The sequence below is a fragment of the Roseibium sp. AS2 genome (genome assembly GCF_038900065.1).
Lineage (GTDB): Bacteria > Pseudomonadota > Alphaproteobacteria > Rhizobiales > Stappiaceae > Roseibium.
On the sequence record NZ_JBBMQN010000001.1, the window covers coordinates 195894 to 209755 of the forward strand.

Annotated in this window: 11 protein-coding genes; 6 read left to right on the top strand and 5 right to left on the bottom strand. The window is 62.7% G+C overall.

The annotated features are described in order from the left end of the window. Positions 1-47: 47 nt before the first annotated feature. Positions 48-1949: a DNA mismatch repair endonuclease MutL gene (gene mutL / locus WNZ15_RS00895; RefSeq protein ID WP_342891045.1), complete on the bottom strand. Its 1902-nt coding sequence runs from the start codon at positions 1947-1949 to the stop codon at positions 48-50. A 113-nt stretch (positions 1950-2062) separates the two neighbouring features. Between mutL and WNZ15_RS00900 the strand changes: the two genes are divergently transcribed. Continuing rightward, entirely contained in the window at positions 2063-2938 is an 876-nt protein-coding gene (locus tag WNZ15_RS00900; protein WP_342891046.1) for a TIGR01459 family HAD-type hydrolase, read from the top strand. 38 nt (positions 2939-2976) lie between these two features. On the opposite strand, the gene WNZ15_RS00905 is transcribed toward WNZ15_RS00900, so the two are convergent. After that, positions 2977-3549, bottom strand: coding sequence for a helix-turn-helix domain-containing protein (locus tag WNZ15_RS00905; protein ID WP_342891047.1), 573 nt, complete (start codon positions 3547-3549; stop codon positions 2977-2979). Positions 3550-3815: 266 nt separating this feature from the next. Here WNZ15_RS00905 and WNZ15_RS00910 point away from each other — a divergent pair, with 266 nt between their 5' ends. Both WNZ15_RS00910 and WNZ15_RS00915 read left to right on the top strand, forming a co-directional pair. After that, positions 3816-5189 carry a biotin/lipoyl-binding protein gene (locus tag WNZ15_RS00910; protein WP_342891048.1) on the top strand — a complete coding sequence of 458 codons (1374 nt, stop codon included), beginning with the start codon at positions 3816-3818 and terminating at the stop codon, positions 5187-5189. Continuing rightward, a complete protein-coding gene (locus tag WNZ15_RS00915) occupies positions 5186-8308 on the top strand; it encodes an efflux RND transporter permease subunit (RefSeq protein ID WP_342891049.1) in 3123 nt (1040 codons plus the stop codon). Before WNZ15_RS00910 ends, WNZ15_RS00915 begins: the two co-directional genes overlap by 4 nt. Positions 8309-8390: 82 nt before the next feature. Here WNZ15_RS00915 and WNZ15_RS00920 read toward each other — a convergent pair whose 3' ends face one another. Continuing rightward, positions 8391-9056, bottom strand: coding sequence for a chemotaxis protein (locus WNZ15_RS00920; RefSeq protein WP_342891050.1), 666 nt, complete (start codon positions 9054-9056; stop codon positions 8391-8393). Positions 9057-9251: 195 nt separating this feature from the next. After that, positions 9252-9635: a response regulator gene (locus WNZ15_RS00925; protein ID WP_342891051.1), complete on the bottom strand. Its 384-nt coding sequence runs from the start codon at positions 9633-9635 to the stop codon at positions 9252-9254. Between the two features lie 251 nt (positions 9636-9886). On the opposite strand from WNZ15_RS00925, the gene WNZ15_RS00930 reads away from it, so the two are divergent. The 3 genes from WNZ15_RS00930 (at position 9887) to WNZ15_RS00940 (ending at position 12470) form a co-directional block, all read left to right on the top strand. Then, positions 9887-10333, top strand: a complete 447-nt coding sequence (locus tag WNZ15_RS00930) for a MaoC family dehydratase (RefSeq protein ID WP_342891052.1) — start codon at positions 9887-9889, stop codon at positions 10331-10333. Between the two features lie 200 nt (positions 10334-10533). Further along, on the top strand, positions 10534-11532 hold the full coding sequence (locus WNZ15_RS00935; protein ID WP_342891053.1) for a bifunctional riboflavin kinase/FAD synthetase: 999 nt from the start codon (positions 10534-10536) through the stop codon (positions 11530-11532). Continuing rightward, on the top strand, positions 11529-12470 hold the full coding sequence (locus WNZ15_RS00940) for a DMT family transporter (RefSeq protein ID WP_342891054.1): 942 nt from the start codon (positions 11529-11531) through the stop codon (positions 12468-12470). Before WNZ15_RS00935 ends, WNZ15_RS00940 begins: the two co-directional genes overlap by 4 nt. On the opposite strand, the gene WNZ15_RS00945 is transcribed toward WNZ15_RS00940, so the two are convergent. Continuing rightward, the gene (locus WNZ15_RS00945) at positions 12446-13753 is read right to left on the bottom strand and encodes a glycosyltransferase family 87 protein (RefSeq protein ID WP_342891055.1); all 1308 of its coding nucleotides are present in this window, start codon (positions 13751-13753) and stop codon (positions 12446-12448) included. The genes WNZ15_RS00940 and WNZ15_RS00945 overlap by 25 nt on opposite strands. Between the last annotated feature and the right edge of the window lie 109 nt (positions 13754-13862).

Genomic DNA, 13862 nt, shown 5'->3' on the forward strand with positions numbered 1-13862 from the left:
GTGGCCCCGAGAGATACGCACAGCCGGCGCCTGCCGATCAGCCTGGTCTACTTCCGCCCGAACAGCTTCTCGATGTCGGTCAGCTTCAGTTCCACCCAGGTGGGCCGTCCGTGATTGCATTGGCCGGACAACGGCGTCGCCTCCATGTCCCGCAGCAGCGCGTCCATTTCCTCCGGGCGCATGCGCCTGCCGGCACGCACGGACCCGTGGCAGGCCATGGTGGCCGCAACATGGTCCAGCTTCTCCTTCAAGCCATCCGCAGTGTCCCATTCGGCGAGTTCGTCGGCAAGGTTCCGGACCATGCCCTGGATATCCATGTCGCCCAGCATCGCCGGCGTCTCCCGGACCGCGATCGCACCGGGGCCGAAGGCTTCCAGACACAGACCGACCTTTTCAAGGTCCTCCGCCCGTTCCGTCAGCCGGGCGGCATCTTCTTCCGGCAATTCCACGATTTCCGGGATCAGCAGCATCTGCCGGGCGACGTCTTTCCTGGCCAACGCCTCTTTCAGGCGCTCATAGACAAGACGCTCGTGCGCCGCATGCTGATCGACAATGACGACACCGTCGCCAGTCTGGGCGATGATATAGGTCTCGTGCACCTGGGCCCGGGCGGCGCCCAGCGGCAAGCGGGTCTTCTCGATCTCGACCGGCGCATCATGGGCCCGGGCATCGGCGGACGGCACCGCGAAATCCTCAAAACCGCCCGGGCTGGTGAAAGGCGCTTGTGCCGGTTCGGCGAACCCTGCCGCGGCTCCCCCGCCGTCCAGCGGCCGAAAGGCGCCTGGATCCCAGTGGGGCGCTGCATGGGACCGGACAAAGTCTGCTCCTGCTCCTGCACCTGCTCCTGTTCCGGCGCCATAGGCGGCACCATTGCCCGCAGGCGCGGATGCGTAGCCCGGCGCCTGCGGGCGCAACGCATCGAGTGCCACGGCGGCATTGGACGTCGACGAGCGATGACCGGCCTGAACCAGCGCATGCCGGATCGCACCGACCAGAAGCCCGCGCACAAGCTGGCCGTCCCGGAAGCGCACATCGGCCTTGGCCGGATGCACGTTCACATCGACCTGCACCGGGTCAAGATCGAGGAACAACACCACCACCGGATGGCGGTCGCGGGCGAGCACGTCCGCATAGGCCCCGCGCAGACCGGACAGCAGCAGCTTGTCCTTGACGGGCCGGCCGTTGACAAAAAAGAACTGGTGCTGGGCGTTGCCACGGTGATGGGTCGGCAAACCGGCGAACCCGCTCAGACGCACGCCCTCGCGCACGGCGTCGATCTCCATGGCGTTGTCGACGAAGGCCTTGCCGAGGATCTGGGCGATCCGGGTGAGGTGCGGGTCGGTGCCGCGCGCACCGGGCCAGCTCTGCGCCTGCCTGTCCGCACCGGCCAGCGAAAACCCGATGCCGGGATAGGCCAGTGCGATCCGCTTGACGATTTCGGTGATCGCGGCGGCCTCGGCGCGGTCCGACTTGAGAAATTTCAGCCGTGCGGGCGTCGCAAAGAAGAGATCGCGGACCTCGACCTGTGTGCCTCTGGTGCGCGCCGCCGGAACAGCGGCCTGCTCTTTGCCGCCCTCGATCGCAATGGCCCAGGCGTGGTCCTCGTCCGCGTGGCGGGACTGGATCGCCAGCCGGGCGACCGAACCGATGGACGGCAGGGCTTCGCCCCGGAACCCGAGCGTGCGGATATCGAACAGGTCGTCGTCCGAAATCTTGGACGTGCAATGACGGCGGATGGCCAGTTGCAGGTCGTCGCGGTGCATGCCGTCACCGTCATCGGACACCCGCATCAGCGTCTTGCCACCGGCGGCCGTCACAATCTCGATCTGTGTGGCTCCGGCATCGACGGCATTTTCCACCAGTTCCTTGATGACGCTGGCGGGCCGTTCGATCACTTCTCCGGCCGCGATCTGGTTGATCACCTGTTCGCCAAGCTGCCTGACTTTCATGAAACTCTCTCTACGCAGTTTCGCACCGCGGCATGTTCCTATATGGTCCGCGCCGTGTTTGTCCCGCTTCCTTGGTAAAGCTTACCAGACCCACCGCAATCGAGTGACCCGCCATGACCGTTTCTGCACCGCTTCTTGTTGACGGGCTCAATGCCCTCGCGCCATCCTACAAGGGTATTTTGTGTGATGTCTGGGGTGTTCTTCACAACGGTGTAGCCGCTTTCGAAGGCGCGCACAAAGCCCTCAGGACCTATCGCGAGGAAACCGGCGGCAAGGTGGTGCTGATCACCAATGCCCCGCGCCCGGCCAAACAGGTCGGCGAGATGCTGGCCAGCCTCGGCGTACCGGGGGAAGCCTATGACGACATCGTCACCTCCGGAGACGTCACCCGGGAAGTGCTTGTTGCCCAGGGCAGCAAGACGCTGCTGCATATCGGCCCGAATCGCGACCAGCCGCTCTACTGGGACCTTGAGGCCACCTTCACGAGCAATGACGACGAGGCGGAAGCGATCAGTTGCACCGGCCTCGTAGACGACGAGAGCGAAACACCGGACGACTATCGCGAACGCCTGCAGAAACTGGCCGATCGCGGCCTGCAGATGATCTGTGCCAATCCGGACATCGTTGTTGAACGCGGCGACCGGCTGATCTGGTGCGCTGGCGCGCTGGCACGTCTCTACGAAGACCTGGGCGGCAAGGTGTCCATCCTCGGCAAGCCGCACGCGCCCATCTATACCGCGGCCATGCAGCGGCTGGCGAAACTATCGGGCGAGGACGTGGCCAGAGAAGACGTTCTTGCGATCGGCGACGGCCTGCCCACGGACATCCGCGGTGCGGTTTCTCAGGATATCGACGTGCTGTTCATCACCGCCGGCATTCATGCGTCCGATTTCGGCCCCAGCGACACGCCGGACGAAAACCTCATCCGGCGCCGCCTGGCGGAAGAAGGCCTGCGCGCCCGGGCCGCGTTGCCGCGCCTTTGGTGGTGACCCAAAGCCAGCGCCCCGACACCTGAAACCCTGCCGGTTCAAGCGGATGCCGAAGCTCCGTGCCCGGACAGGAAGGTGCGGACGTAATCCGGGACATCAAAATCCTTGTGTCCCGGCCCGGCGCCCATCTCCTTCATCATCCCGATCACCGCGAGCGGTGCGATCAGTTCCACGGCGAACCTGCCCGGGTCCCCCGCCCGGATCCGGCCGCCCTGCTGATGCGCGGCCATGATCGCCGCAACGTTCTGCATGTTCCTGAACAGGGTCGGCGCAATCCCGGACAGCTCCGGGTGATGCGGCAATTGGGCAAACAGGGTCAGAACTAGCCCCCCGTATTTTTCGTAAGTGGCCAGATACGCCCGCACGACCTCGCACAGGTCCGCTTGCGGGTCGTCGCCCGGCAGAACCTGTCCGAAAGGCGCATCGGCAATCGCATCGCCGATCGCCGCCTGCATGAGGGCCGCCTTCGAACCGAACCGCCGGAACAGGGTGACCTCGTTGACACCCGCCCGCACCGCGATCTCCCTGGTGGTCGTGCCTGTGAAACCGCGTTCGCGGAACAGCGCCAGCGTTGCCGAATAGACTTCGGAAACATCGATACTTTTCGCCAAAATCCCTCGCATCCGGCCAATCCGGACCAATTCGATGCCCTGTCATCTTCATCTGTGCGTTCGCACGCTAAGCTTGCCTGACGGCTTAGGCAAGCATGCGCTTGCAATCGAGACGGAAACAGCTTATTGCAAGTAAACGCTTGCATACGTCCGCCAGCGAAAAATGCAGGATTACAGTCGGAAGACTTGGTGCGATCATATCCGTCTGTTGGCCAGCCGCCGGTCTTGCGGTCGAGACAAACGCATTCACATTCAGGAGACATGCCGTGTCACTGCTGCGCAAAGCCCTGATCCTTCCGCCGGTCCTCGTTGGCGCGGCTGTGCTGTTCTACGCCGTCAGCGGTCGTGACACCCCTCCGCGGACCGAAATCGAGGAAACGGCCTCCGTCGTGCGTGTGGTCACGGTTGAGCCGCGGCCTTTCGTGCCGCGGGTCATCGGATACGGAACGGTCGAACCGGCCCGCACGCTCGATGCGATTGCGCAGGTGTCCGGCAGGGTCACCTATATCAATCCCGGCTTCAAACGCGGCGACTTCGTTGCCGAGGGCGACGTTCTGATCCGGTTGTCGCCTGAAGACTACCAGCTGGAAATCGCCGAGGCCGAAACCGACATCGCCAGTGCCGACGTCGATCTGGAAGAGCTCTCGATCACGCTTGAAACGCAGAAAAAATCCCTGGAGATCGCGAAAGCCGTTCTGGACCTGGAGCAACGGGAACTGGCCCGGCTCAAGACATTGGCCGAGCGCAAGGTCATCTCCGATCAGCAGGTCGAGAACCAGGAAGCCGCCGTCCTGCAGCAGCGGTCCGTGGTCCAGGACCTGGAAAACGACATCACGCTCAATCCCGTGCAGCAGAAGGCTCTGGAACAGGCCAGGCGCAAGAACGAGGTGCGGCTGGAAACGGCGAAGCTGAACCTTGCCCGCACCAGCCTGCGTGCACCGTTCGAAGCCCGCGTGTCGGAGGTCAGCGTGGAGATCGACCAGTTCGTCGCGGCCGGCACGTCCATCGGCGGCCTGGACGGTATCGAGGCAGCCGACATCGACGTCCAGATCAGCCCGGCCAACATGGCCGGCTTCGCCAATCTCGCCTTTCCCGGTCAACTGGATACGGCAGAGGGCGTGATGCGCGCCCGCCGTTCGCTGGACAGGTTGTCGGCGACTGTCATGGTCGGCTCGGTCGGAGAGGACGCCAACTGGAAGGCACGGGTCAAGCGGGTCAGCGACACGGTCGATCCGGACACCCGTTCCATCGGCCTGATCGTCACCGTTGAAAAGCCCTATGACACCATTCGGCCCGGTATCAAGCCGCCGCTCGTCAAGGGCATGTTCGCGGAGGTTGAATTGTCGGCGCCGGCGGTGGACGGCAAGATCCTTGTGCCGCGCAATGCCGTCCGGAACGGCAAGCTCATGACGGTTTCGCCAGACAGCCGCCTCGCCTTTCTGAATGTTCAGGTTGCCTATCACATTGACGACATTGTCGTTCTTGAAACCGCATTGCCCGCAGGCACCCGGGTCATCGTGAGCGACCCGTCGCCCGTCATCGAGGGCATGCTGCTTGCCCCGGTTGAAGACGACACGGTCGGCACCCGGCTGGTGGAAGCCTCCGGACTGCCGTTGGAAGCCGGAGAGGCGAAGCGATGATCCGGTATTTCGCCCGGCATCCGACCGCCGCCAATCTCCTGATGGCAGGCCTGGTCGTTCTCGGCCTTTTGAATGTGCCCGCGCTGCTGCTGGAAACCTTTCCGCAGATCCCGATCAAGGAGATCACCGTTACCGTCGCCTATCCGGGCGCGACCTCCGCGGATGTGGAGCGCACGGTCTGCCGCCGGATCGAGGATGCGCTCGACGGGATTGAAAACATCGACGAGCTCAGGTGCGATTCCAGGGAGAATCTCGCCCTTGCGACCGTCCGCATCGTCGAAGGCAAGGACATCGACCAGTTGATGCTCGACGTCGACCGCGAGATCAACGCGATCTCCGAATTTCCCGACGCTGTCGAGGATCCGGTCATCGAAGAGTCCGGTCGTCTGAGCGCGGCGGTGTCGGTGGTCATCACAGGCATCGGCGACAAGCCGCAGCTCAAGAACTACGCTCAGGCGGTCAAGGAGCGCATGCTCCGGTTCGGCGGCATTCCCCAGGTGGAGATTTCGGGGTTTTCCGACCGCCAGTTCCGGATCGAGGTCCGCGACGCGGCTGCGCGCGAAATCGGCCTGACCCTCACCGAGATCGCCGAGACCCTCACCCGGCAGAACATCAACACCCCGTCGGGCGAGATCACGACGGCGGGTGGCTCGATCCTGCTGCGCTTTGCGGACGAACGGCTGGCGGCGGACGCGTATTCGTCCGTGATCGTCGCTTCCTCCCCACAAGGCGGCCAGATCAAGCTTGGCGACATCGCGACGATCACGGACCTGTTCGAGGACGTAGAGGTGGAAACCCGGCTCAACGGGCGGCTGGCCGCGGTTCTCGATGTCTCCAAGACCCGAAGCGACGATCTGATCAAGGTGGTCGATCGGGTCAAGACCTTTGTCGAGGAGGAACAGGCCCGCACCGCTCCAGGCGTGACGCTGACCCTCCTCAACGACGGTTCGATCGTGCTCAAGGACCGGCTCCAGATGCTGGTCAAGAACTCCGGCCAGGGTCTGGCGCTCGTCGTCGCCGCGATGTGGATCTTCTTCGGCGGACGGCAGGCCTTCTGGATCGGCATGGGGCTGCCGGTCTCCTTCCTCGGCGCTCTTGCCGTGATGGCGCTGACCGGCCTGACCATCAACATGCTGTCGATGGTCGCGCTTCTGATCGTGGTCGGGATCATGATGGACGACGCCATCGTGATTTCGGAAAACATCGCCACCAAACGCCAGCAAGGCCTCGGCGCGCTCGACGCGGCGATCGAAGGCACGGCGCAGGTGGCTCCGGGAGTCGTGTCCTCGTTTCTGACGACGGTGGCGATCTTCGGTGCGCTCGCCTTCCTCAGCGGCGATCTCGGCGACATTCTGCGGGTGATCCCGATCGTCATGCTGTTGGTGCTCGTGATCTCTCTGATCGAGGCATTCCTCATCCTGCCGAACCATCTGTCCCATGGCGCGGCGGACAGGCCCAACCGGGTGACGCAATCGGCGGAAATCGGAATGTCCTGGCTGCGCGAGCATGTGGTCGGGCCCTGCGCGTCCTGGTCCGTGCGCAACCGCTATTTCACGGTCGGCATCTGCATCATGCTCTTCCTGAGCACGCTGGCGCTTCTTGCGGGCGGGTTGGTCAAGTTCCAGGCCTTCCCCAATGTGGAGGGCGACCAGATCGAAGCCCGGATCGAACTGTCCGCCAGCGCGGCGCTTGACGACACCAGAACGATCGTGGCGGAAACGATCGCCGCGCTGGAACGCACGGACGCGCAGCTTTCGCCGCGCAATCCGGACGGAGCCCCGCTCCTGAAGAATGTGCTGGTGCGCTTCAACGAAAACAGTGATGCGGGCACCAATGGCGGACATCTGGCGACCGTCAACGTGGACCTGCTGGAGGGCAACCTGCGCGATGCGGGCAATCAGGAAATCCTGGCCAGATGGCAGCAGGAGCTGCCCGCAACGCTGGATGTGCGACGCAACATTCTCACCGAATCCAGTATCGGGCCGGCGGGAAGGGCCATCGAACTGCGGCTTGCCCATGAGGACCTGGATGTTCTCGACCTGGCCTCGCAGGAGCTGCAGCACTGGCTGAACGGCTATGACGGCGTCTACAACGTCTCCGACGACCTCAGTCTCGGCAAGCCGGAACTGGCGTTGTCGCTCAGGGACGGCGCCGGTGCGGTCGGACTTGATGCCAAGGCGATCTCCGACCAGCTCAAGGGCGCCTTCAACGGGATCACGGCGGATGAGGTTCAGGTCGGCGCGGAGAGTTTCGAAGTCGATGTGCGCCTGTCCGGCATGGACCGCAACAGCCTCGGGGACCTGGAACGTTTCACCATCGAGACCCCGTCCGGCCACAGGGTTCCGCTCGGCAGCGTTGCTGAAATCCTGTCCGACAGGACCTACACGCGGATCAATCGCATCGATCGCCTTCCGACCGTGACGGTGACGGGCGATGTGCATCTGGAAACCGCCAACGCGAATGAAGTCGTCAACGACACGGAAAACGTGTTTGTCCCGCAGTTGCTGGAGAGCTATCCCGGCCTGACGGCATCGACGGAAGGCCAGAACGCGGAAGGTGCCAAGACCCAGGCGTCAATGGCGGCCGCCCTCGGCACGGGCCTGATCTTCGTTTTCATCCTGCTGAGTTTCCAGTTCCGCAGCTACATCGAGCCTGTCGTGGTGATGGTGCTGATCCCGTTCGCGCTGATCGGGGCGGTGTGGGGCCACCTGCTCATGGGCATCGATTTCGCGTTGCCGAGCATGCTCGGCTTCATTTCCCTGGCCGGGATCGTGGTCAATGATTCCATCCTGCTGGTGCATTTCATCAAGAACGAACATACCCCGGAGATGGAAAATGTCGCCGACATCGCCCCGTTGGGCGCCAAGGCGCGGTTCCGCGCGATCCTGCTGACTTCGGTCACCACGATCGTCGGCATGCTGCCGCTGCTGTTCGAAACCAGCCCCCAGGCCCAGATCCTGGTCCCACTGGTCACCTCGATTTCCTTCGGCCTGATCGGCACGACGCTGATGATCGTGTTCGTGGTGCCCGCCTTCTACACGATCCTGGACGATTTCGGCCTGACTTCGCTGGCTGCCGAGCGCAAGGCGCATCGGGAGGCAGGGGCTGCCACCCGGTAGAACGGGCATTTTCCTGTCCGGGCGCCCAATAAAAAAGGCCCTCCAGAGGAGAGCCTTTTCGAATTCTTGGTGTGTTCCCGGATCAGTCGAACAGCTTGTCGATGTCCGATTGCGCGTCGCCCAGCATGGCGTCGATGTCGTCCTGGGAGACACCTTCTCCGGAATGCTGCGGTCCGTGCAGGATCAGCTCGCGCTTGCGGCGTTCCTCGTCGGTTTCCTCGATGGCCGCCTCGATATCCTCGGGGATGCGCAGATGCGAAATGAACACGCTCACACGTTCGTCGATATAGTTGAGCGTTTCAACGACCTTGGAAATTCGCTGGCCGGTGATGTCCTGGAAGGTGCAGGCCTCGAAAATGCCGATCATCTTGTTGCTGACCAGCTCCTGATAGGCTGCCGGGTCGCTGGCGTCGGCGCCCATGATCTCTTCGGCCGCTTCCATGATGGAATTCGTGGCTTCCTCCGTGGCTGCCACGATCGCGTCCAGTTCAAGGCCGGCACCCGGTATCTTGTTGCCGGTCATGTCGTTGGCGCGCAAGGCGGAGATTTCCTCCTTCATGCGCGTGATTTCCTTGGCGATCGCCGTCAGCTCTTCGGTTACAGCCGGCTGGACGGTCGACAGAAAGTCGAACATGGATCCCGACATGACCTCGGCGAGATGCATCACGTCGGTAAACGAAACCTCTCCCTCTCGATTCTTGTTTTCTTCAAGAAAATCGATGACGCGGGCGATGTTTTCCTGTTTCATGTTAGCCACCTGGTCGTGCCTCTCCATGTCGTTTTTTCTTCCGAGGACGGACCCAGGGTCAGGTGCCGCTATTTCGTTGCGGATGCGTCAAAACGAACCCGGCCTGCCTGATCGGCAAGTCCGAGCCAGTCGTGATCACCCTTCAGGCACTGGCGGAGATGCGTGTTCGCGCAGACCTCCGCCAGCAGCAAGAATTCACTCGGAGAAGACCGCCTCGATCTTGCCTTTCAACGTCTGTGCGTTGAATGGCTTCACGATGTAGTTGTTCACGCCGGCTTTTTTCGCGGCGATGACGTTCTCAGTCTTGGACTCAGCCGTGACCATGATGAATGGTGTCTTGCTGAGGCTGCCGTCGGCACGAACCTGCTTCAGCAGCTCGTAACCGGTCATCGGCTCCATATTCCAGTCGGAAATGACCAGGCCATAACGGCGCTGCTTCATTTTTTCCAACGCTTCGGTGCCGTCCGCGGCATCATCGATGTCTTCGAATCCAAGCTGCTTGAGCAAGTTCCGAATGATGCGAATCATCGTCTTGTAGTCATCGACCACGAGGACCGGCATCTGAAGATCAAGGGCCATTGTCTACTCCATACTGTCAACTGGCGCGGCCCCTGGCCGTGGGCCGGTGGAAACGCGTTATGACTTCGAAGGAGAGTGACACAATCTTTGTGTCCTCGCCTCCCCACACTCAACGCAATTTAACCGGCGCCCCTGAAAAGACCGTTAATAACGAAGCTTTTTTTCTTCGCCCAAAGCACAATTGCGAAAAAACCTTGCGGAGCCTAGCGTTCGCGTTGCTTGAAAAAAGACAATTAATGGCGGTACTTGCAATGCTTGAGCTCCAAACACTCTGTTTCGAAGACCTGTCCGTCGGACTGAGTGAAGAACTTGTCAAACATGTCAGTTCTTCGGATGTCGTGGGCTTCGCGGAAGTGTCCGGGGACCGCAATCCCATCCATCTGTCGGAGCATTTCGCCGCCAGAACGCCCTTCAAGACACGCATCGCGCACGGGCTCTACACCGCCAGCCTGATTTCCGCGGTCCTGGGCACCCGTCTGCCCGGTCCGGGTGCGATCTATCTTTCCCAGACCCTCAATTTCAAGGCGCCGGTGCGAATCGGTGACGACGTCAAGGTGACCGTGACCGTCGAGGAACTGATGGAGCGCGGCAACCGTGCGCGCCTGTCCTGCATATGCAGCGTCGAGGAGACCGTCGTTCTGGAAGGCGAGGCTCTCGTCAAGGTGCCCGGTCGCGACGACGATCGCTCCGGCTCCTGACACGCCCCTGCCTGCGCCGCATTCAGAAGCACGCCATTCTCCCGATCCGCCGAACTTGACCTTTTCAGTTGTTGACGGCAGGTTCCACGCCAGCAACGGTGATCTGTGTTCTGCCGCAGACCGCTGTGACTGCTCATCCTCCCGGACATGTCGGCCTCACCGACGTGTCCCGGCCGTTACGTTGCGCGAAGGTTTGCCGCATGAGCCGAACTGTTTCCTCCGGGTTCCACGTTGCCGAAAGCCTTGACGGCTTTCCGGCGGACCTGAAAGGCGGCATCGTCGCCATCGGAAATTTCGACGGAGTACACCGGGGACATCGCGCGGTGCTCGACGCCGCCATGGGTCTCGGCCATGGCACGCACCATCCGGTCTATGCCATGAGTTTCGAACCGCACCCGCGCACGGTGTTCAATCCGGAAAAGCCGGTGTTCCGGCTGACGCCGCCGGCGCAGAAACTCGACCTGCTGCGTGTCTGCGGCCTCGACGGCGCGCTGATCCTGCCCTTCACCAGAGCATTCGCCGGGATCGAGGCAAATGCCTTCGTCCAGGATATCCTGATCGACACGCTCGGCATTTCGCACGCGGTCACGGGATATGACTTTCATTTCGGCCGGGCCCGCCAGGGCACACCGGACTACCTGCGCAGCGCCGGTGCGAACCACGGCTTCGGCGTGACAATCGTCCAGCGTGAAGAGGACGAAGGCGCGGAAGTCATTTCCTCCACCCGGATCCGCGACAGTCTCGAACACGGTGACATTGCCCAGGCGAACGGCCTGCTCGGCTATCGCTGGTTCTTCGAGGCCGAGGTGCGCCAGGGCGACAAGCGCGGCCGGGACCTGGGGTATCCGACGGCAAACCTTGCGCTTGCCGCTGACTGCCCGCTGCGGCACGGCATTTACGCGGTCAAGGTCAAGGCAGGCGGGCGCTGGCATGACGGGGTCGCAAGTCACGGGCGCCGCCCGACCTTCGACAATGGCGCTCCCCTGTTCGAGGTCCACCTGTTCGATTTCTCCGGCGATCTCTACGGACAGACACTCCGGGTGCACCTGGTGTCCTATCTGCGCGGCGAGGAAAAATTCGACAGTGCCGAGGCGCTGATCACCCAGATGGACCAGGACAGCGCCGAAGCCAGAGCGGCCCTGGGCTCGATGCAGCCCCTGTCCGAAATCGACACCCTGCTGCTGGATGTCTCCGGGTGACAGCGAGCACCCCACCTTCACTCGTGGACCAGAACCCGCTTGCGGCTATCGCCCTGATGAGTTCGGCAATGCTGATCGTTCCGGTGATGGACATCATCGCCAAGTACCTGTCAACGGACCTGCCGCCGCTGGAAGTGACCTTCGGCCGGTTTTTCTTCCAGTTCCTGATCTGTCTGGTCCTGGCCCTCGCGACAGGCCGGTTCGCGCGTCTGCGTGGACAACAGCCGGTGATCAACTATCTGCGCGGCATCTTTCTGGCCGCCGCGTCGCTGTGTTTTTTCACCGCCGTGAAATTCATGTCGGTTGCCACCGCAATCTCGATCTTCTTCGTGGAGCCGATGGTGCTGACCATTCTCGCGGCGCTGATCCTGAAGGAGCAGGTCGGCATCCGCCGGATTGGTGCCATTCTGGTCGGCCTGATTGGCGCCATCATCATCCTGCGGCCCAATCTCGCCGAGATCGGGCTCGTCAGCCTGCTGCCCGTGGCGACGGCTTTTCTGTTTTCCTTCTATCTTCTGCTCAACCGGCTCTATCCCGTGACCGACGGCCTCCTGACCATACAGTTCAGCGCCGGCCTGTCCGGTTCGCTGATGCTCGGTACCGCGCTTGTGATCGCGAACCTCGCCGGGTTTGAAGACATGACGTTCCTGATGCCATCCGGCAGCCAGGTCGGATTTCTGGCCCTGATCGGGCTGATTTCATTCGCGGCTCACGGTCTGGTCGTCGCCGCTTTCCAACGCGGCAGCGCGAGCCTGCTGGCACCGCTGCAATATATCGAGATCGTCAGCGCGACCTTGTTCGGCTATCTCGTGTTTTCGGATTTTCCGGATGGGCCGACCTGGATCGGCATCGCCCTGATCATCGGCAGCGGGCTTTATATCGCCCACAGGGAACGCAAACGGAAATCGAAGGGTCAGCCCGCGATCGCCGAGGTCTGAGCAGGGTCGTCTATTCCGGCCAGCGGCCGAGGCGCCTGATCCATCCGGCGCAGCCCGAGCCAGATCACCAGCAGCGGCAGCAGCGGTGCCACGGGCAGACCCAGCCAGACGGCCAGCGGGCTGGTCGAGGCGGACAACACGATGACCAGGGCAAGCACCGCCTTTTCATACGGCAGGAAACCGGATTTCAGCCCGTCGCGGATCAGGTAGGCGCAGGGCACGACCAGCAGCGTCAGATCGTAGGACAGCGCGAACGGTGTCACCAGAAGCGCGCCGCCGACCAGAACGGCCGAGCGCACCGCCATCGCCTCGGACCGGCGCCAGGCGCGCCAGACGCAAACCGCGGCGGCAAGGCCGACCACGACCTGAACCACCATGGCGGATCCATGGGCAAGGCCGAGCAGGCGCAGGCCGCCATAGACGGAAACCATCTTGCCCCATTCCACGCCGCCGAGTTCCATCATCGCGGCGGCCACCGGCGCCTGCTGCCAGAACACCAGCCAGACACCGGCACCCAGGACAGCCACGCTGGCGCCCGCGACCACAAACGTCGTTACCGACGCGCTCAGGAACGTGCGCCAGTTTCCGCTTGCGATCAGGGCAACCGGCACCAGGATGCCGAGTTGCGGCTTGATGGTCAAAAGACCGAGCGCGACACCGGCCAGGATCATCTTCTGACGCTCGATGCCCACCAGGAAAAAGCCGTAAAGCGCCGCGGTCAGGGCGGCGTTCTGCCCGTGAAAGGCGTTGTTGGCGCAAGCGGGAACGAGAATGAGACACACGGCCAGAAGCCAGGCCCCGGTGATCATCCGGCAAGCCAGGCACAACATCCCGGTGGTCAGGACGATGAACGTGGCGAAGGCGGCCTTGTAGGGCAACAGGGCGAAACCGCCCTGCAGGAGTTGAAATGTCGGTGGATAGAAGAAGCCGAACACCGTGTCGGCGCCGGTAAAGTCTTTCTGGATGGCCGCGAATTCCACCGGAACATAGGCCAGCTCCGGCGTTCCGTTGAGCGCCTGACCACCCGCCAGCCAGAAACTCAGATAGTCCATCAGCAACGTGCCGTTGGGGGCGCCATAGGTGTTGGGAATGGCCAGCATCCAGATCAGGCCCGCGGCAAAACCGATCGCGGAACACAGGCATGCGAAGCCGATCCGGTCCCAGGTGAACCAGTCGCCGGACCGCACCGCGCGGTGCCAGAAACCGGAGCGCGAATCCGCAGCCGCGATGTCCGCAGTGTTTTTGGGAATAGATGCCATGGCCCGTGCGTTTTCGTCCGTCATACCGTTCGCCTGCCGCGATCCTGCCCGACAGACATTCACATTCGGTTACCCCGCAGCGAAATTGCGCAGCCGTGTCCGCCGCGGGCAAGACAATCGGCGCCCGGATTTC